Here is a 17,258-nt window from a genome sequence, read left to right on the forward strand (position 1 = left end):
GCCGGTGGAGTGCGGCGTGATGGAATGAGGACATGAGCGACGACGGCGCCGCCAAGCATCCACGGCCGAGCCAGGTGAGCCTGGCCGGCTGGGTGACGGTGAGCGCCTCGGTGCTGCTGCTGTTCGCGCTCTTCGAGGACATGTCGGGCCTGCGCAGCCTCGCGCTGCGCGAGGGCGTGACGGAGTACCTCGCCGAGCCGCCCGGCAGCAGCCTCGCGCTCGACGTCGACCAGGTGCTCACCCTGTTGCGGGTGGGGCTGATGGCCGCCGGCGCCTGTGCCGCGGCCTCGCTGGTGCTGGGCATCCACGTGCTCAAGGGCAACAAGGGTGCGCGGATCGCGTTGGTCCTGCCGGCGGTCTACCTCTTCCTCTGTGCCCTGCTGGCACCGATGACCGGCAGCTTCTTGGCCGTCATGATCTCCGTCTCCGCCGTTCTGCTGTGGTCGCGCCCGGCCAACGACTGGTTCGCCGGCAGGCCTCCCCTCACGCGAAAGGACCTGACGATGTCCGAGCAGTACCCCGGCCGACGTCCCGACGAGCACCAGCCCGGCCAGCAGCCGCCCCAGCCGCAGCCGCCCGCCTACGAGCAGCAGCCCCAGCAGCCCCCGGCGTACGAGCAGCAGCCCTACGGCCAGCCGGCGTACCCCCAGCCCGGCCAGCAACCCGGCCAGCAGCCCGGCCAGCCCTACGGCCAGCAGCCCTACCAGCCCTGGCCGGGAGCGGCGCCCAGCGGCGGTCAGCGCCCCGACAAGCGGCCCGGCACGGTCACCGCGGCCGCGTGGTTGACCTGGGTGTTCACCTCGATCACCGCGCTCTTCGCCACGGTGATGGTGGGGGTCTTCGCCGCCGCGTCCGACGAGATCGTCGACGAGCTGCGCGCCGACCCGGTCTGGACCGACCTGCAGGGGCAGCTCGACGCGGCCGGCCTCACCATCGACGACCTCACCACGATGATGCTGGTCGGCGGGATCGTCGTGCTCATCTGGTGCCTGGTCGCCTTCGTGGTCGCGATCTTCGCCTTCCGTCGCCAGAACTGGGCGCGGATCGTGCTGGTCGTGTCGGCTGCCGTGAGCGCCCTGGTCTGCCTCGTCACGATCGCCTCGTTCGTCACCGTGGTGCCGCTCGCCGCCTCGATCGCGACGATCGTGCTGCTCTTCGTCGGTGGCGCGAACGACTGGTACGCCCGTCGGGGCGCCCCGGGCGGCTACGGCCAGGGCCAGGGACCGCAGGAGCCGCCGCGCCCCTGGTGAGCGCGCGCCTCAGGCGTGCAGGTCGGCGGCGAGCAGCCGCTCGATGCCGGCGTCGATGAGGCCGGTGTCCTTGCAGAACGCCCAGCGCACGAGGTGGCGTCCCTCGTCGAGGTCGTCGTAGAAGACCTGCGACGGGATCGCCACGACGCCGGCCCGCTCGGGCAGGGCGAGGCAGAAGGCGCGGGAGTCGGCGTGGCCGTAGCGGCGTACGTCGGTGGTGACGAAGTAGGTGCCCTGGGGCACGTGGACGTCGACATCGAGCTGGCGCAGCCCGGCGCACAGCCGGTCGCGCTTCTCGGCGAGCTCGGCCGCGAGCGCGACGTGGAAGCCCTCCTCCTGGCGCAGCGCGTGTGCGATCGCGGGCTGCAGCGGTGCGCCCGAGGAGAACGACAGCCACTGCTTGGCGCCCTCGACCGCGCGCACCAGCTCGGCCGGTCCGGTCACCCAGCCGACCTTCCAACCGGTGAAGGAGAAGGTCTTGCCGGCGCTGGAGATCGTCAGCGTGCGCTCGGCCATCCCGGGCAGCGTCGCCAGCGGCACGTGCGCGTGGCCGTCGAAGGTCAGGTGCTCGTAGACCTCGTCGGTCACCACCACCAGGTCGTGGGCCTGGGCGATCTCGGCGATGAGTGCCCGCTCCTCGGCGTCGAGGACGCGCCCGGTCGGGTTGTGGGGGGAGTTGACGAGCAGGAGCTTGGCGCGCGGCCCGACCGCGGCCTCGAGCGCCTCGCGCTCGACCCGGAAGTCCGGGGCGCGCAGCGTCACGGGTCGGCGTACGCCGCCTGCCATCTGGATCATCGCGGTGTAGGAGTCGTAGTAGGGCTCGAGCACCACGACCTCGTCGCGCGGGTCGACGAGCCCCAGCAGCGCCGCGGCGATCGCCTCGGTCGCCCCCGTGGACACCGTCACCTCGCTCGCGGGGTCCCACGTGAGGCCGTAGTGGCGCTTCTGGTGCTCGACCACGGCCTCCCGCAGCTCGGGTACGCCGGAGCCCGGCGCGTACTGGTTGCGTCCGGCGCGCAGGGCCTCGACGGCAGCCTCGACGACCGAGGCCGGCCCGTCGACGTCGGGGAACCCCTGGCCGAGGTTGATCGCGTCGGTCCGCACCGCGAGCGCGGACATCTCGGTGAAGATCGTCGGCCGGATGCCGGCCAACCGGGCGGCGGCGCGTCCACTCATGCCACCCGACTCTAGGCCGACGGGCCACAATGGGGCCGTGACCACGGCTGCGACCCCTCCCCGCACCCGGCGCCGTGGGGCGTCGTACTGGATCGGGATCGCGCTGGTGCTCGCGGGCCTGGGCATCCTCGGCTACCTCGCGTGGCAGCTGTTCGGCACCAACGTCGTCGCCGAGCGCGAGCACAAGCGCCTGGTCGAGCAGACCGAGCAGGCCTGGGCCGAGCCGGGGCCGGTGCCGACCGGCGACGTCACCGCGCTCGTGCGGATCCCGCGGTTCGGTGACGACTACGTCGTCCCGGTGCTGGAGGGGATCGACGACGACGTCCTGCGCCGCGGCTTCGGGCACTTCGAGCACAGTGCCGAGGCCGGCGAGGTCGGCAACTACGCGATCGCCGGCCACCGGATCACCCATGGCGAGCCGCTGGCCGACATGCCCGAGCTGCGTCCCGGCGACGAGGTCATCGTCGAGACCCGCGAGGCGACCCACACCTACGTCCTCGACACCGACCCCAACGAGCTGATCGTGACGTTCGAGGACACCTGGGTCGTCGACGCGCTGCCCACCAACCCCGACCCGGGCGGGGTCCAGCCTGAGCAGGCCGAGGACCAGCGGCTGATCACGCTGACCACCTGTGCCGAGCTGTTCCGCACCGCCGACCGGATGATCGCCTTCGGCCACCTCGTCGAGACGGTGCCGCGCAAGCCCTAAGAGTGCTGGTCAGGGCAGCTGCGCGGGCGGGGTGCCGTCGCCGGGCTGCGGGCCGTAGCGCTCGCGCAGGCTCGCGGTATCGGTGAGCCGGAGCGCCGAGGCGTTGTAGGCCCGGTTGGTCGCGGGGTCGACCACGGAGACCCCGAGACCGGCGTCGGGCTCGCCCTGCCGCAGGATCGCGTACGTCGCGTCGAGCGTCGCGACCGGATCGACCCGCGCGCCGGGCTCGAGCTGCACCTCGCCGCGGTAGGTCCGTCCGCCGCTGAAGGTGTCGGAGAAGACGACGTCGGCCTCCGCCACGCCGGGCAGCTGCTCGATCTGCGTGACCAGCTCGGTCTCGCTCAGCGGCGTGTAGTCGGCCACCGGGTCCTCCTCCTGACCGCCGCACGCGGTCATCAGTACGAGTGCCAGGACGAGTCCCACGCTGCTGCCGACTCGGCGGCTCAAGCTCGTCACGGGTGCCCCGGGGCGACCTCGAAGACCAGGGCCGGGTCCGTGACCCCGGCGCTGGGGACGAACGCCGCGGAGTCCTCGAGCCACTGGTCGACCGAGGCCTGCAGGTCGGGCGGCAGGGTGCCGGGTCGCTGCGCCCCCGCGCCGGTCTCCGCGTAGTCGTCGAGGCCGTGGGCCTCCGCGATCGGCGACTGCTGGCCGTCGAAGGCACTGTCGGGCAGGTCGCGCACGATCGTGGTCCAGTTCGGCCGGTCGGGGTTGTCGGCGGCGTCGAGCTTGGGTACGGCGTCCTCGGCGTGCTCGATCGCGAGGACGGCGACGTCGTCGGGGATGGGGAACCGACCGATCGGCGACCCGGCTGTGAGGACGCTGTCGATGCCGAACTCGCGCTGGAGCGCGGGGTCGCTGGCGATCGCGGCGGCGATGATGCCGCCCTGGCTGTGGCCCATGAGCATCACCGGGTGCGCAGAGCTCAACCCCGCGTCGCGCATGGCCTGGGCGACCGCCTCGGTGATGATCGCGCGCTCCTGTTGGGTCATCAGGGTGACGTTGCTGGTCAGGTCGTAGCGGTTCGCCGGGTCGGCGACGGGGTCCCACACCTGGGTGCCGGGGATCTGGACGACGTACGCCGTCTGCCCGTCGCGCTGCACCGGCAGGATGTGCACCCGCGGCACCTGCACCTCGGTGCCGTCGCCGAGCACGACGGTGCGGTAGGCCTGGTCGCGCTCGAGGAGCAGCAGCTGCTCGATGAAGCGGTCGCCGGTGAGGTCGTAGGCGTGCCCCTCCGGACCCCGGTCGAAGGCGAAGGGGACGTCGTCGCGCAGCAGGCCGAAGCGTGCGGCCAGGGCCTGCAGCCCGATGATCGCGTCCTCATAGTCACCGGTCGGCCAGCGTCCGTCGGTGCCGAGCAGCACGGCGAGCGGACCCAACAGCGCCAGCGCGCTGCCCTGCAGCAGGCCGGGCGCCATCGTGGTGAGGGCGTCGAGCAGCCACGGGTGGTCGTCGAGGTTCTCATAGAGCAGGTAGCCGGTGATGCCGGTGCCGAGCGGGTTCAGCAGCAGCGAGCCGAGCAGGGCGGGGCCGGCGACGAACCCGGCGGCCGTCCACAGGTCCTCCTCCAGCTCGGCGAGGAGCTCGTCGGTCGCGCGGTAGAGCTCGACACCTTCGCGGACGACCTTCGCGAACGCCTCGAGCTCGACGCCCTCCCAGTCGGCGCCGCCCGGCGCGATCGTGGCGAGGGCGAGCGAGCCCTCGACCACGGCGACCTTGTCGGCGGCGACCACGAGTGCCTCGGCGAGGTGGGGGCTGAACGCCACCGCGCGCACCTCGCCACCGGCCTCCCGCAGGACGTCGGCGCTGAGGTCGAGGCGATCGGCGACCGCCAGCATGTCGTCGTAGCGCGCGGTGATCCCGCCAGCGCCGCCGTGTCCGTCGTACTCGCCCATCAGCTCCCCCGTCCGTCGCGCCGGTCGCGTGCGAGGCGCGTCGCGCGCTCGGCGGCGCCGGCGATCGCGGTCGTCAACACGTCGCGCAGGTCGTCGAGGCCCACCCGGCGGTGGTGGACACCGGCGGCGTCGACGCTGGTCTCGACCCAGCCGTCGGTGCCGAGCAGCAGACGCAGCACCTGCGAGGAGCTCCCGGGTGCGCTGAGGGCCAGGCTGAACTCCCCGCGCAGGGTGGCCAGCGAGGTGAGGAGGGCCGGCGGCTCCTCGGTGCCGAGCTGGGCGCACACGGCGCGGACGACAGCCTGGTCGTCGGCGCGCAGCGCGCGCACCAAGGTGGCGGTCAGCTCGGGGGGACAGCTGACCGGGACGACGTCGGGCCGGGGTGCCGCGGCGGCCTCCGCGCGGGCGGGCAGCAGGCGCAGCACCTCGTCGACCAGCTGGCTCGCCGGAAGGAGTGAGACCTCGGGGTCGGGGGCCAGGCCGATCGGCTGGTCCGGATCCGGCGTCGCGACGAGCCGGCGTACGACGCTCGCCGCGCCGGTCAGGTCGGAGGCCAGCGCGAAGGTGATCCCGGCCTGTCCGCGGGACGCCAGGCCGTGCATGCGCAGCCAGCCGCCGGTCAGCATCCGTGCCGCGGCCGTCAGGTCGGCGTTGTCGTCTGCAGCGTCCTCGCCCGGGAGTGGGCGGGCTGTGGCGGGGAGCTGCTCGGCGACGTCGCTGGGGACCGCCGCACGCCAGGCGTCCTCGGACACGATCCGCCGGTACGCCGTCAGGGCCGCGCTCCCTGCCCCGCTCACCAGGGCATCCGATCGCGCGCGAAGCCGACGAGGTCCTCGGCGTAGTCCCAGGTCCGGCGTGCCCCGTCCTCCACCCCGTCCGTCAGCGCGTCGACGGTGTCGTCCCAGGCGTCCTTCGCCGCGTTCCACGCCTCGAGCAGCGCACCCTGGCGGCTCTCGAGCGTCTGCGCCAGGGTGTCGAGGTCGTCGGCGGCGTCGTCGAAGCGGCGTGCGACGGTCTCGAAGGCCGCGGCGTGGTCGGCGAGCCGGTCGCGGTAGGTGTCGGCCGCCGCGCTCACCCACGCGATGCCGGCGCCGTCGCGCACCAGCAGCGCCTCGGCGCGGACCGTCGCGGCCTCGTCGCGCACCCGGCGAGCGAGTGCGCGGATGTCGTGTGGATCTCCCCCCGGCAGAACCATGCCCTCGAGTATGTCCCGGATCGGCGGATGACGACACCCTTCCCTACGCTGACGCCATGGCTGCCCCGACTGACACCGCCCCCCGCGCCGCGCTGGCCGAGCAGATCCGCACGAAGGCCGTCGTCCACGGTCGGGTGACGCTGTCCTCGGGCAAGGAGGCCGACTACTACGTCGACCTGCGCCGCGTCACCCTCGACGCGGAGGCCGCGCCGCTCGTCGGTCAGGTGATGCTCGACCTCACCGCGGACCTGGAGTACGACGCCGTCGGCGGGCTGACGCTCGGTGCCGACCCGGTGGCGACCGCGATGCTGCACGCGGCCGCGGCCCGGGGCCGGCGGCTGGACGCGTTCGTCGTGCGCAAGGCGGAGAAGGCGCACGGCATGCAGCGCCGCGTCGAGGGTCCGGACGTCGCAGGACGCCGGGTGCTCGCCGTCGAGGACACCTCCACCACCGGCGGATCCGTGCTCACCGCGGTCGAGGCGCTCGAGGAGGCCGGGGCGGAGGTCGTCGCGGTCGCGGTGATCGTCGACCGCGGCACGGGCGCCCAGGAGCGGGTCGAGGCCGAGTCGGGCGTCGGGTACCGCGCGGCGTACGGACTCGCGGACCTGGGTCTCGCGTGAGCACCGCCCGTCCGGAGCCGGCGGCGATCCGCCGCCGTCCCCCGTTGCGGGGTGCCCTCGACCTGGTGCGTGGCTTCCTGATCGGCATGGCCGAGCTCGTGCCTGGGGTCTCCGGCGGAACGGTTGCCCTCGTCACCGGCGTCTACGACGAGCTGATCGACTCCGCTAGCCACGTGCTCGGAGCGCTGCGCGCGCTCGTCCGCGGTCCCGACCGGTGGTCGCGGGCGCGCGCCGAGCTGGCGCGCAGCGACTGGTGGCTGCTGGGGCCGGTGTTCGCCGGCATGGTCGCTGCGGTCCTCACGATGGCCGGGGTGATGGGCGCCTTCGTCGGCGACCACCCCGAGCACGCCCGCGGACTGTTCCTCGGGCTGGTGGCGGCGAGCGTGGCGGTGCCGCTGATGCTGCTGCCGCCGCGCGCCGGCGGGCCGCGGCGCGGTCTGGACGTCCTCTGCGTGGTGGGCGGCGCGGTCGCCGCGTTCCTCCTCACCGGTCTCGCCGGTGGCCGCGAGGTCGAGGAACCCGCCCTGGTCTGGGTCTTCCTCGCCGCCGCGGTCGCGATCTGTGCGCTCGTCGTGCCCGGCATCTCCGGCTCGTTCTTCCTGCTGGCCGTCGGGCTCTATGCCCCGACGCTGGCCGCCGTCGACGAGCGCAACCTGGTCTACATCGCGGTCTTCGCCGCAGGTGCGGCCGTGGGGCTCGGATCGTTCGTCCAGCTTCTGCGCTATCTCCTCGACCACCGGCGGCGTACGACGCTGCTGGTGATGGCCGGACTGATGGTCGGCTCGCTGCGCGCGCTGTGGCCGTGGCAGGAGGGGCAGTCCGAGGTCGACGGCGAGGCGAAGGGCGCCGGGACGATGGTCGCGCCCTATGACCCGCTCGGCGGTCCGGTGCTGCTGGCGCTGCTCGGTGCTGCGATCGTCGTCGTCCTGATCCTGGTCGAGCGTCGCGCCGCGGCCAGGGCCGCGTGAGCGAGGAGCCGCGGGCGCCGTACGACCCGATGCCGCACGGCCCCGAGCAGGTCGGGGTCGGGCCCTGGCCGGGTGGCCGGGAGGCGTGGCCGGCCGGTGACCAGTGGGACCCCGAGCTGCTCGCCCACGGCGACCGGCGCAACGTCGTCGACCGCTACCGCTACTGGCGCCTCGAGGCGATCGTCGCCGACCTCGACACCCGCCGCCACGACTTCCATGTCGCGATCGAGAACTGGCAGCACGACTTCAACATCGGCACCGTCGTGCGCACGGCCAACGCCTTCCTCGCCGCGGAGGTGCACATCGTCGGCAACCGGCGGTGGAACCGGCGCGGCGCGATGGTGACCGACCGCTACCAGCATCTGCGCCACCACGCGGACGTGCCGGCGCTGGCGGCGTACCTCGCCGAGCGTGGGGTCGAGCTGCTCGGCATCGACAACCTGCCGGGCTCCGAGCCGCTCGAGACGATGGAGCTGCCGCGCCAGGCGTGCTTCCTGTTCGGCCAGGAGGGACCCGGGCTCTCCGCCCAGGCGCGCGAGGTCTGCGACCGGACGTTCTCGATCGCACAGTTCGGCTCGACGCGCTCGATCAACGCCTCGGCTGCCGCCGCGATCGCGATGCACTCCTGGGTACGCCGCCACGCCGACCTCGCCGGGGATGCGGCCTGGCGGGGCGGCGGACCGTCCTAGTCCGTCCTGGCCGGGGTCACCGGCGGTCGTCTTGCGGATACCTTGCTGAGATCCGCGCCACAGATGTCCGGAAATGGGCCCGGTCGGTTGGACGCATGAGGAATGATGGAGCCAGCGCGTCGGGGTGATGGAGGGTCACCCCGGCGCGCCTTTGCGTTCGCGGGTTGCGGTGCGGTGCGGGTCGCTGGGTCAGCGGCACCCCCGCAGCGGCAGGGTCTTGACCTGGCCGCGCTCGATGCGCACCTTCCCGGCGGCGAGGACCTTCCCGCCCCGCGAGCAGGTGAGTGTGTAGCGCTCGGGTCCCTCGGCGATCGGGCGGGTGGAGGGGTTCACCACCCAGCGGAAGGTGCCCTTCGGGCCGACCCGCAGCGTGCTGCTGACGGCGTCGGGGATCGAGGAGGTCCACGTCGGGGTGCGGAACTTCTTGGTCAGGCGCAGGACGGTGCCGCGCGGTGCGGTGCCCTTCAGCACCCCGTGGTGACGCGTGTCGGCGGCGTGCTCGAGGGCGATGAGGAACGCCTCGCGGTTGCCCTTGCCCGCGTGCTTGCCCGCCCCGACGTACTCCTCGACGACCTTCTCGAACGGCGGGTGGAACTCCTCGGCGCCGATCTCGAAGGTGTAGCCGAACCCGCCGGTGGCGTTGTAGGACCAGTCCTCGGTGGTGCCGGTGGTGTCGTAGAGCTCCCAGCCGTGCTGGTTGGTGTAGCCGTTGGTGGCCGCCATGCGCGCGCCGAGGGCCTTCAGCGCCGCCTCGTCGCGGGCGTTGCCCATCGGCTTGCCGCGGTAGAGGGTCTTGGGGTTCACCCCGTTGGGTCGCAGGATCAGGTTGCTGAAGGTGTGGTTGCTGATCATCATCGTGGTCTGTCGACTCGCGATGAGGTCGCGGACGTTCTGCGTCTCCGGCTCGGAGAACGGCGCGGCGCCGCGGTAGGTCGCGCTCAGCGGCCCGAGCACGTCGAGCGGGCTGTCGGGGTTGACCGCGCCCAGGTCGCCGGCCGCCCCAGGGCCGCCCCAGAAGCCGCCGTAGTTGCGGTTGAGATCGACCCCGAGACCGTTGCCGCCCGGGCTGGCCAGCGACAGTCGGCACGTGCCGTCGGGCTGGTCGACACCGTCGACGAGCCGGCAGTTCTTGCGCTTGTAGGCCTGGCCGGGCGTCGCCAGGACCGCGAGGGAGCCGCCGAGCGGGTCGATCGGGTTGAGCGCCTGCAGGTCGAGCAGCCCGCCGTCGGTGCGCGAGAGGTCGAAGCCGTCGGGGTTCACCACCGGGACCGCGACGACCCGGGCCCGCCGCAGCAGGCGGGTGATGCGCGGGTCCTTGCCGTAGGACTTCACCAGATCGGTGGCGAACTCCATCGTGAGCTCGCCCGAGGGCCACTCCCGGGCGTGGTGCAGTCCGAGGATCACGAAGGTGGGCTTGCCGCGCGGCGGCTGCTTGACGCCTTGGCCGATCTCGACGGCGTGCAGGCGGTTGCCGTCGAGGGTCGGTCGCTTCAGCGTGAAGTGCCGCACGAGCCGCGGCCGCTGCTTCGCCAGCGCCTTCAGGTCGGCCTCGTAGTCGCGCAGGGTCCGATAGGAGTTGCGGCCCGACGGTAGGGCCGTGCGCGGGTTCTCGGCCGCGAAGACGATGTTGCGGGCGTTGTTGCGCGCCGAGCGCTGCAGCAGGTCGGGGATGCGCACGTCATAGCGGAAGCCCGCTCGACGCAGCCGGTCGCGCTCGAGGCGCGAGTGCAGGATGACCTCGACGTAGTCGTGCCCGCCGTGCTCGGTGAGGTCCAGGCCGAGGCGCTGGAGTCGCGCGCGGTCGGCCCGGGTCGGGGTGTCGACCGTGACGACCTGGGGCGAGAAGATGCTCGGCACTGAGGCGTCGGCCGAGGCGTCGGCTGGGGTGCCGGCCGCGGTGCTGGGGGCGGACAGGAGGCCGGCGGCGAGGGCGAGGCTCGCGAGAGACCCGAGGGCGGCGGCACGTAGGCGGACGGTCGGCAGCATGTCGAGAACAACGCCGTACGCCGTGCGGGGCTACGGCCCGAGCGGGCCGATCTGCTCAGGCGGGTTCGAGCAGGAACGCGAGCACGAGCGTGATCGCCAGGACGGCCAGGGCGGCGTACGCCGGGGTCCGCAGGAAGGCGGTGGTGCCGCGCTCACGGTCGGCGATGGCGCCGCGGCGGGCGATGACCAGGCCGATGAAGACGAAGACGACCGCGACCGCGCCCAGGCGGCCGAGCAGGACGCCGAGGGCGAAGTCGGGACCGATGATCTCCAGGGCGCTCTGGGTCTGCCCGTCCGGCGCGCCGCGGCCGCCGAACGTCACGAACCCCGGGACGGCCAGCAGCGCCAGCACGCCGGCAGTAACCCAGCGGCCAGCGGTCGAGGTGCGGGTCCCGCGGGACTGGTGGCGCGCTGCCCGCAGGAAGACGAGCGCCGTCGGCAGCAGGAACGCCGCCCACACCGCCCAGCCGGCCAGGCGTTGCGCCGTCGGTCCGTCGCCGATGGCGGGCGCGAGCCATGCGGTCAGGTCGGGAAGGAACCACATGCCGAGCCCGACCAGGACCAGATAGCCCACGGCGAGTGCCACGGCCAGGGCGATCGCCCCGCCTGAGATGCGCGCGTCCTCGTCCGCCGTCGACGACGGGTCCCCCGTGGTGTGGCTCATGGTCCCAGCGTAGGAGCCCCCCAGGTTTGGCCGCGCGCCCGTCCGCGCAACAATGGGGTCGCAAGCCACACGGGGGACTGATCGACACGGGGGATTGATCATGGGCGATCTGGTGCTCGACACCGACCAGCTCCAACAGCTGGGCGCGGATCTGCGCCTGGTGGGCGAGGAGTTCAAGCACGCCAACAACCGCAGCGACGACGTCGCCGACGCGGTGGGCGACGACGACCTGGCCGACGCCATCCGCGAGTTCGCCCACAACTGGGACGACAAGCGCGAGAAGATGGTCGCCGACATCGGCAAGCTGGCCGAGGCGGCGATCGCGACCGGCGACGCGTTCGAGCAGCTCGAGACCGACCTGGTCGCGTCGCTGGAGGGTGACCAGTGAGCCGCCCGACCGACTGGACCCCGCTCGGGCGCTCCCACGACCCGATCCCCGGCGACGGTGACGTGGTCCTCAACGCCGGCAAGCACTACTCCGCCGTCGCCGACGCGATCAAGGACGCCGCCCGTCAGCTGCGCAAGCTGGCCGACGACGACGAGCTGGTCAGCAAGGCACGCGACAACCTCACCGAGAAGGCCCACGGCGTCGCCGACGACATCGAGAAGGCCTGGACGCGCTACGACGAGGTCGGACAGGCGCTGGAGAAGTACGGCCCGAAGCTGACGACCTACCAGGACGAGGCCGACGCGCTGCTCACGAAGGCCAAGGATGCGCTCGAGGCGGCCGAGGACTACGAGAACGCCGCGCGCACCCACGACCGCAACGCCTCCGACGACCAGGCCTCGGGCGGTGACGGCCAGGTCTCGAAGGACGCGGCCGACCGCCAGCGCGAGCACGCCACGACCCAGCGCGGGATCGTCGAGCAGGCCAGGAAGGACCTCGTCGAGATCGAGGGTCGCCGCGACCGTGCGGCCAAGGCGGCCAAGGACTCCATCGTCGCGATCCACAAGTCCGGCGGGCTCAAGGACGGCCACTGGGACAACTGGGGGTCCAAGCTCACCAAGCTGGTGCAGAAGATCGCCAGCACCGTAGCGCTCGTCGCCGGGGTGCTGGCGTTGGCGGTCAGCTGGATCCCGGTGGTCGGGCAGGCTCTCGCCGCCGTGCTCGGGGCGATCGCCCTGGTGGCCACGGTCGTCTCGTTGGTCTGCAACATCGTCCTGCTCGCCAACGGCGAGGGTTCGTGGGTCGACCTGGGCCTCGACGTCCTGTCGCTGGCGACCTTCGGTCTGGGCCGCCTGGTCGGTGCCGCCGGCAAGGGCTTGGGCTCGGCGATGAAGGGCATCAGCCGGATCCGCGCGGGTCAGCTCGGTGCGGCGCCGGGGCGGGGATTCCGCGCGCTCGCCGGCACCGACGACCTGGTCAACATGAGTCGCAACACCGCGCGGTCGCTGCGCAGCATGGGCTCGCTCAACAAGATTGGCCGATTGGCGCTCGACGACCTCGCCTCGACCTTCAAGCTCGGCCCGCACCTGCGCACCCTGAGCTCGGCGTCGAACTACACCCGGGGTCTGTCCGAGATCCCCGACCTGGCCGCACGGCTGCGCGGCCTGGGACCGATCAACGCCGCCAGCGACCTGCTGGGTCACGGTTCGCTGGTCGACGACCTGGCGAGGGTCGGCAGGGCCTCGCCGGAGCTGCTCGCTGACCCCGTCGTCCGCAACGCGACCAACCTCGCTCTCGGAGCGCAGGGCACCGGCCTGCTGCTGGGCGGCTACGAGGTCGGCTCGACCATCAAGGGCGTCGTCGACGCCGTCACGCCCGGCGGGGACTACGACGTGCCGTACGGCGGCGCCGAGATCCCTGACTACTCGGACGACGACTGATGGGTGCAGGTTGGCGCATCGGCGCCCACCGGGTCGACGTCCCGGTCACGTGGCACGGCGTGCCCGTGGGGGAGTCCGCACCGGCCGACTGGATCGACGTGATCGTCACCGAGGTCGGGGCGACCGGTGAGGACGCCGACGCCCTGCGTCACAACCTCGACCTCGTCCGCACCCGGCTGCGGGCCGGCGTACCTCTCCTCAACGCGGCCGTGTGGATCCCCGAGCCCCGCACCGCCGCGATCGCCGGCGTCATGCGCCTGCATCTGCTGGTCGGGGCGACGGACGACGCGGCCTACACGCTCGAGCAGCGCGAGGCCGAGCTGGCCGCGCCGGAGCCCGCGACCGAAGTCGCTCGCCGTGAGCAGGAGCGCACCGACCTGCCCATCGGCCCGGCGCTGGTCACGCGCGACCTGCTGACCTTCACCGACGGCGGCGCGGCTCAGGAGCGGATCGAGGTCGCCGTGGTGCCGGAGGGTTGCGTCGAGGGACTCGCGCTCGAGGTGCTCAGCCAGCACCTGTTCCTCGAGGACGAGCTGCTCGCCGACGTGCTGGCCATGGCCGACCGGATCCAGGTGGCGCAGGCACGATGACCTCCCCGACACAGCCTTCCCAGGCCCAGGCCGCGCCCACCGACCTGCGGGTGGTCCTGCCGCGGGAGTGGTGGTTCATCCCGCTCGACGACGCTCAGCGACGCGACTCGGTGATCGCGGCGATCGTCGACAAGCAGTACGCCGGCCTCGACGACCAGCCGCTGGCGAAGGCCGAGGCGCGCAAGGCACTGGGCAGGAACGCGCTGCGCGCGACCGAGCTCGGCGGCCGCCGCATGGCCTACTCGCTGATGTCGCTGGCGGGCCTGCCGCTGTCGGCGACGATGACGTTGTTCTGGCACGACCTCGGTGCGCCGTACGGCGCGGACCACCTCGTCGACCTGTACTCCTCCTTCCTCACCGAGCAGGCCGAGGAGGCCGATGACCACGAGCAGGCGTTGGCGGCCGGACGTCCGGTGCCGCAGGGCCCCGAGGTCGCGCTGGCCCGGGCCGAGGTCGCGGCCGGGCCCGTGCTGCGCCGGGTCACCAGGGCGACGGGCGGCGACGACCTCGGCACCGGCCTGCCGGCGTACGACGACGCCGCGACCGTGCCGATCCTGCTCGCGGAGTACTGGCTGCTGGTCCCCGGCGGTCAGGGCCTGGCGCAGCTGTCGTTCTCGACCGGCCTGGTCGCCTGGAGCGAGCAGCTGCTGGAGTTCTTCGACGCCGTCGTCGGCACCGCGAGCTGGGCCCGACCGGCCCACTAGGGTGAATGGCGTCGTCCTGTGTACGTCCTGTTCGTCTTTGCCTGAGGAGCTGCACCGATGCCCATCGCCACCCCCGAGGTCTATGCCGAGATGCTGGACAAGGCGAAGCGCGAGTCCTTCGCCTTCCCCGCCATCAACGTCACGTCGTCGCAGACGCTCAACGCCGCGCTGAAGGGCTTCGCCGACGCCGGCAGCGACGGCATCATCCAGGTCTCGACCGGTGGCGCGGAGTACCTCTCCGGCCCGTCGGTCAAGGACATGGTGACCGGCTCCGCCGCGTTCGCGGCCTACGCCGCCGAGGTCGCGAAGAACTACCCGGTCAACATCGCGCTGCACACCGACCACTGCCCCAAGGACAAGCTCGACGGGTTCGTGCGGCCGCTGATCAAGCTGTCGGCCGAGCGGGTCAAGCGCGGTGAGGCTCCGCTGTTCCAGTCCCACATGTGGGACGGCTCCGCCGTACCTCTCGACGAGAATCTCCAGATCGCCGAGGAGCTCCTGGCCGCCTGCACCGAGGCCAAGATCATCCTCGAGATCGAGGTCGGCGTCGTCGGCGGCGAGGAGGACGGCATCGTCGGCGCGATTGACGAGAAGCTCTACACCACCCCCGAGGACGCCCTGGCCACCGTCGCGGCGCTCGGGCTGGGGGAGAAGGGCCGCTACATGACGGCGCTGACCTTCGGCAACGTGCACGGCGTCTACAAGCCTGGCAACGTCAAGCTCCGCCCGGAGATCCTCAAGGACGCCCAGCAGGCGATCATCGAGAAGTACGGCGAGGGCTCCGGCTTCGGCCCCGACGCGCTCCCGCTCGACCTGGTCTTCCACGGCGGCTCCGGCTCCAGCGCCGAGGAGATCGCCGCGGCCGTCGACTACGGCGTCGTGAAGATGAACGTCGACACCGACACCCAGTACGCCTTCACCCGCCCGGTCGTGGAGCACATGCTCCGCAACTACGACGGCGTGCTGAAGATCGACGGCGAGGTCGGCAACAAGAAGCTCTACGACCCGCGCTCGTGGGGCAAGGCCGCCGAGGCCGGCATGGCCGCCCGCGTCGTCGAGGCCTGCGAGAACCTGCGCTCCACCGGGAAGGCCGTCAACGTCTGACGGCACCGGCAGTTTCACCGCCCGTCGAACGACACGCCCGCTCGTCGTACGAAACTGCCCGGCGTGTCGGGCAGTTTCACCGCTCGGGCGGTGAAACTGCCGACCCCGCTGGCCCCACGCGTCACTCCATCAACGCCCAGAGGGTGACGTCGGGGGCGAGGGTGCCCGTCGTGGTCGCCGCGTCGCGCTCGGGGTGCGGGCCGTCCTCGGTCGACAGCACCACGCGTACGCCGTCCGGCACCGCGACGTCGGCGGTGCCGAGGTTGGTGAGGACCAGCACCTCGCCGAGCGGGGTGGACCGGCGCATGGCCAGCACGTCGTCGTCGCCCAGTGTCGTGTCCCAGGTGACCTCGCCGTGGCCCAGTGCGAGCTCGCGCCGCAGCCGGATGGCGCGCCGGTAGAGCTCGAGGGTCGACCCGTCGACACCCTCCTGCCGGTCGACCGCGAGGTCGCCGAACTCCGGCGGCTGCGGCAGCCACGACTCACCCGTCGGGCTGAAGCCGTAGGCCGGGGCGTCGCCCGTCCACGGGATGGGGACGCGGCAGCCGTCGCGCCCGACCACCGCACCGTCGTGGCGGAAGAACGTCGGGTCCTGACGCACCTCGTCGGGCAGCGTCGTGTGCTCGGGCAGGCCGAGCTCCTCGCCCTGGTAGAGGTACGCCGATCCGGGCAGCGCGAGCATGAGGGCGGTGGCCGCCCGCGCGCGCCGCAGGCCGAGCGCGGCGTCGGGTTGCGGGTCGCGCGGCCCCAGGCCGATGCCGACGAACGACCCCGGCGTACCGGTGCCGAGCCGGCTGGCGTGGCGCACGACGTCGTGGTTGCTCAGGACCCAGGTGGTGGGTGCCCCCACCGCGTCGTTGGCGCTCATCGACCGCTCGACCGCGTCGCGCAGCGCCTTCGCCTCCCACGCCGCACCGAGGTAGGTGAAGTTGAACGCCTGGTGCATCTCGTCGGGGCGGACATACATCGCCAGCCGCGCCGGGGGCTCGACCCAGGCCTCGGCGACCATCATCCGCGAGCCTGCGGGCTCGTAGGAGTCGAGCACCTTGCGCCACTCGCGGTAGATCTCGTGCACCTCGTCGCGGTCCCACATCGGTGCGGTGGGGCCGTCCTCCGTCGCGCCCGACAACAGCGCCAGCTCGACGTCGTGGTCGGGCAGCCCGTCGGCCTTCACCAGGGCGTTGGCGACGTCCACGCGGAAGCCGTCGACACCGCGGTCGAGCCAGAACCGGAGGACATCCACGAACTCCGCCCGCACCTCGGGGTGGTCCCAGTCGAGGTCGGGCTGGCGGGTGTCGAACAGGTGCAGGTACCACTGCCCCGGCGTGCCGTCGGGCTCGGTGACCCGCGTCCACGCCGCGCCGCCGAAGACGCTGGTCCAGTTGTTGGGCGGGTCGTCACCGCCGGGGCCGCGGCCGTCGCGGAAGATGTAGCGCGCCCGCTCCGTGCTGCCCGGACCGGCGGCCAGCGCCGCCCGGAACCACGCGTGGTCGTCGGAGGTGTGGTTGGGGACGAGGTCGACGATCACGCGCAGGCCGAGCTCGTGGGCGCGGGCGATCATCGCGTCCGCGTCGGCCAGGGTGCCGAACACCGGGTCGACGTCGCGGTAGTCGGCCACGTCGTACCCGGCGTCGGCCATCGGCGAGGTGTAGAACGGCGAGAGCCACACGGCGTGGACCCCCAGCTCGGCGAGGTGGTCCAGGCGGGCGGTGATGCCCGGCAGGTCGCCGATGCCGTCACCGTTGGCGTCGGCGAAGGACCGCGGGTAGACCTGGTAGATGACGGCGTCGCGCCACCAGGTCGTGCTGCCGGGAGCCTGGGTCTCGAGGGGCGTGCTGCTGCTCATGGGGTCATCGTCCCAGGTGCCTGCCGGGCACG

The 17,258-nt window shown here is 72.7% G+C and carries 18 protein-coding genes; 10 read left to right on the plus strand and 8 right to left on the minus strand.

Features of this window, described 5'->3' with window-relative positions; genetic code table 11:
* The first annotated feature begins 32 nt into the window (after positions 1–32).
* Complete coding sequence (locus J2S59_RS06765) at positions 33–1,250, plus strand: hypothetical protein (protein ID WP_068123862.1); 1,218 nt, start codon at positions 33–35, stop codon at positions 1,248–1,250.
* A 9-nt stretch (positions 1,251–1,259) separates the two neighbouring features.
* Here J2S59_RS06765 and J2S59_RS06770 read toward each other — a convergent pair whose 3' ends face one another.
* Complete coding sequence (locus J2S59_RS06770; protein ID WP_068123861.1) at positions 1,260–2,426, minus strand: pyridoxal phosphate-dependent aminotransferase; 1,167 nt, start codon at positions 2,424–2,426, stop codon at positions 1,260–1,262.
* Positions 2,427–2,463: 37 nt separating this feature from the next.
* Here J2S59_RS06770 and J2S59_RS06775 point away from each other — a divergent pair, with 37 nt between their 5' ends.
* Positions 2,464–3,135 (plus strand): class E sortase, encoded by a 672-nt coding sequence (locus tag J2S59_RS06775; RefSeq protein WP_246360561.1) that lies wholly within the window; start codon positions 2,464–2,466, stop codon positions 3,133–3,135.
* Between the two features lie 9 nt (positions 3,136–3,144).
* On the opposite strand, the gene J2S59_RS06780 is transcribed toward J2S59_RS06775, so the two are convergent.
* From J2S59_RS06780 to J2S59_RS06795, 4 genes are read right to left on the minus strand one after another with little or no spacing between them, the layout of a single operon-like run.
* Positions 3,145–3,582: a hypothetical protein gene (locus J2S59_RS06780; RefSeq protein WP_181642477.1), complete on the minus strand. Its 438-nt coding sequence runs from the start codon at positions 3,580–3,582 to the stop codon at positions 3,145–3,147.
* Between the two features lie 5 nt (positions 3,583–3,587).
* Positions 3,588–5,033 (minus strand): PGAP1-like alpha/beta domain-containing protein, encoded by a 1,446-nt coding sequence (locus tag J2S59_RS06785; protein ID WP_068123856.1) that lies wholly within the window; start codon positions 5,031–5,033, stop codon positions 3,588–3,590.
* The gene (locus tag J2S59_RS06790) at positions 5,033–5,830 is read right to left on the minus strand and encodes a hypothetical protein (RefSeq protein ID WP_068123854.1); all 798 of its coding nucleotides are present in this window, start codon (positions 5,828–5,830) and stop codon (positions 5,033–5,035) included. The genes J2S59_RS06785 and J2S59_RS06790 overlap by 1 nt, the downstream gene beginning before the upstream one ends.
* A complete protein-coding gene (locus tag J2S59_RS06795) occupies positions 5,827–6,228 on the minus strand; it encodes a hypothetical protein (RefSeq protein WP_181642476.1) in 402 nt (133 codons plus the stop codon). Before J2S59_RS06795 ends, J2S59_RS06790 begins: the two co-directional genes overlap by 4 nt.
* Positions 6,229–6,284: 56 nt before the next feature.
* On the opposite strand from J2S59_RS06795, the gene pyrE reads away from it, so the two are divergent.
* The 3 genes from pyrE to J2S59_RS06810 are packed head-to-tail and all read left to right on the plus strand — an operon-like array spanning position 6,285 to position 8,505.
* Positions 6,285–6,848: an orotate phosphoribosyltransferase gene (pyrE, locus tag J2S59_RS06800; RefSeq protein ID WP_068123846.1), complete on the plus strand. Its 564-nt coding sequence runs from the start codon at positions 6,285–6,287 to the stop codon at positions 6,846–6,848.
* A complete protein-coding gene (locus J2S59_RS06805) occupies positions 6,845–7,816 on the plus strand; it encodes a DUF368 domain-containing protein (protein ID WP_306824950.1) in 972 nt (323 codons plus the stop codon). The genes pyrE and J2S59_RS06805 overlap by 4 nt, the downstream gene beginning before the upstream one ends.
* A 29-nt stretch (positions 7,817–7,845) precedes the next feature.
* A complete protein-coding gene (locus J2S59_RS06810) occupies positions 7,846–8,505 on the plus strand; it encodes a TrmH family RNA methyltransferase (RefSeq protein WP_068120435.1) in 660 nt (219 codons plus the stop codon).
* A gap of 189 nt (positions 8,506–8,694) precedes the next feature.
* On the opposite strand, the gene J2S59_RS06815 is transcribed toward J2S59_RS06810, so the two are convergent.
* On the minus strand, positions 8,695–10,491 hold the full coding sequence (locus J2S59_RS06815; RefSeq protein ID WP_306824951.1) for a M14 family zinc carboxypeptidase: 1,797 nt from the start codon (positions 10,489–10,491) through the stop codon (positions 8,695–8,697).
* Positions 10,492–10,546: 55 nt separating this feature from the next.
* Entirely contained in the window at positions 10,547–11,155 is a 609-nt protein-coding gene (locus J2S59_RS06820) for a hypothetical protein (RefSeq protein ID WP_068124660.1), read from the minus strand.
* A 100-nt stretch (positions 11,156–11,255) separates the two neighbouring features.
* Here J2S59_RS06820 and J2S59_RS06825 point away from each other — a divergent pair, with 100 nt between their 5' ends.
* From J2S59_RS06825 to fbaA, 5 genes are read left to right on the plus strand one after another with little or no spacing between them, the layout of a single operon-like run.
* On the plus strand, positions 11,256–11,543 hold the full coding sequence (locus J2S59_RS06825; protein ID WP_068124659.1) for a hypothetical protein: 288 nt from the start codon (positions 11,256–11,258) through the stop codon (positions 11,541–11,543).
* Positions 11,540–12,982 (plus strand): hypothetical protein, encoded by a 1,443-nt coding sequence (locus J2S59_RS06830; protein ID WP_068124658.1) that lies wholly within the window; start codon positions 11,540–11,542, stop codon positions 12,980–12,982. The genes J2S59_RS06825 and J2S59_RS06830 overlap by 4 nt, the downstream gene beginning before the upstream one ends.
* Positions 12,982–13,572, plus strand: coding sequence for a hypothetical protein (locus J2S59_RS06835; protein ID WP_068124654.1), 591 nt, complete (start codon positions 12,982–12,984; stop codon positions 13,570–13,572). Before J2S59_RS06830 ends, J2S59_RS06835 begins: the two co-directional genes overlap by 1 nt.
* Positions 13,569–14,276: a hypothetical protein gene (locus J2S59_RS06840; protein ID WP_068124652.1), complete on the plus strand. Its 708-nt coding sequence runs from the start codon at positions 13,569–13,571 to the stop codon at positions 14,274–14,276. The genes J2S59_RS06835 and J2S59_RS06840 overlap by 4 nt, the downstream gene beginning before the upstream one ends.
* A 57-nt stretch (positions 14,277–14,333) precedes the next feature.
* Positions 14,334–15,380: a class II fructose-bisphosphate aldolase gene (gene fbaA, locus J2S59_RS06845; protein ID WP_068124650.1), complete on the plus strand. Its 1,047-nt coding sequence runs from the start codon at positions 14,334–14,336 to the stop codon at positions 15,378–15,380.
* 121 nt (positions 15,381–15,501) lie between these two features.
* Here the strand turns inward: fbaA and J2S59_RS06850 are convergent, their stop codons facing one another.
* Positions 15,502–17,226 carry a glycoside hydrolase family 13 protein gene (locus J2S59_RS06850; protein WP_068124648.1) on the minus strand — a complete coding sequence of 575 codons (1,725 nt, stop codon included), beginning with the start codon at positions 17,224–17,226 and terminating at the stop codon, positions 15,502–15,504.
* Between the last annotated feature and the right edge of the window lie 32 nt (positions 17,227–17,258).

The organism is Nocardioides massiliensis (assembly GCF_030811215.1).
Classification (GTDB): Bacteria; Actinomycetota; Actinomycetes; order Propionibacteriales; family Nocardioidaceae; genus Nocardioides_A; species Nocardioides_A massiliensis.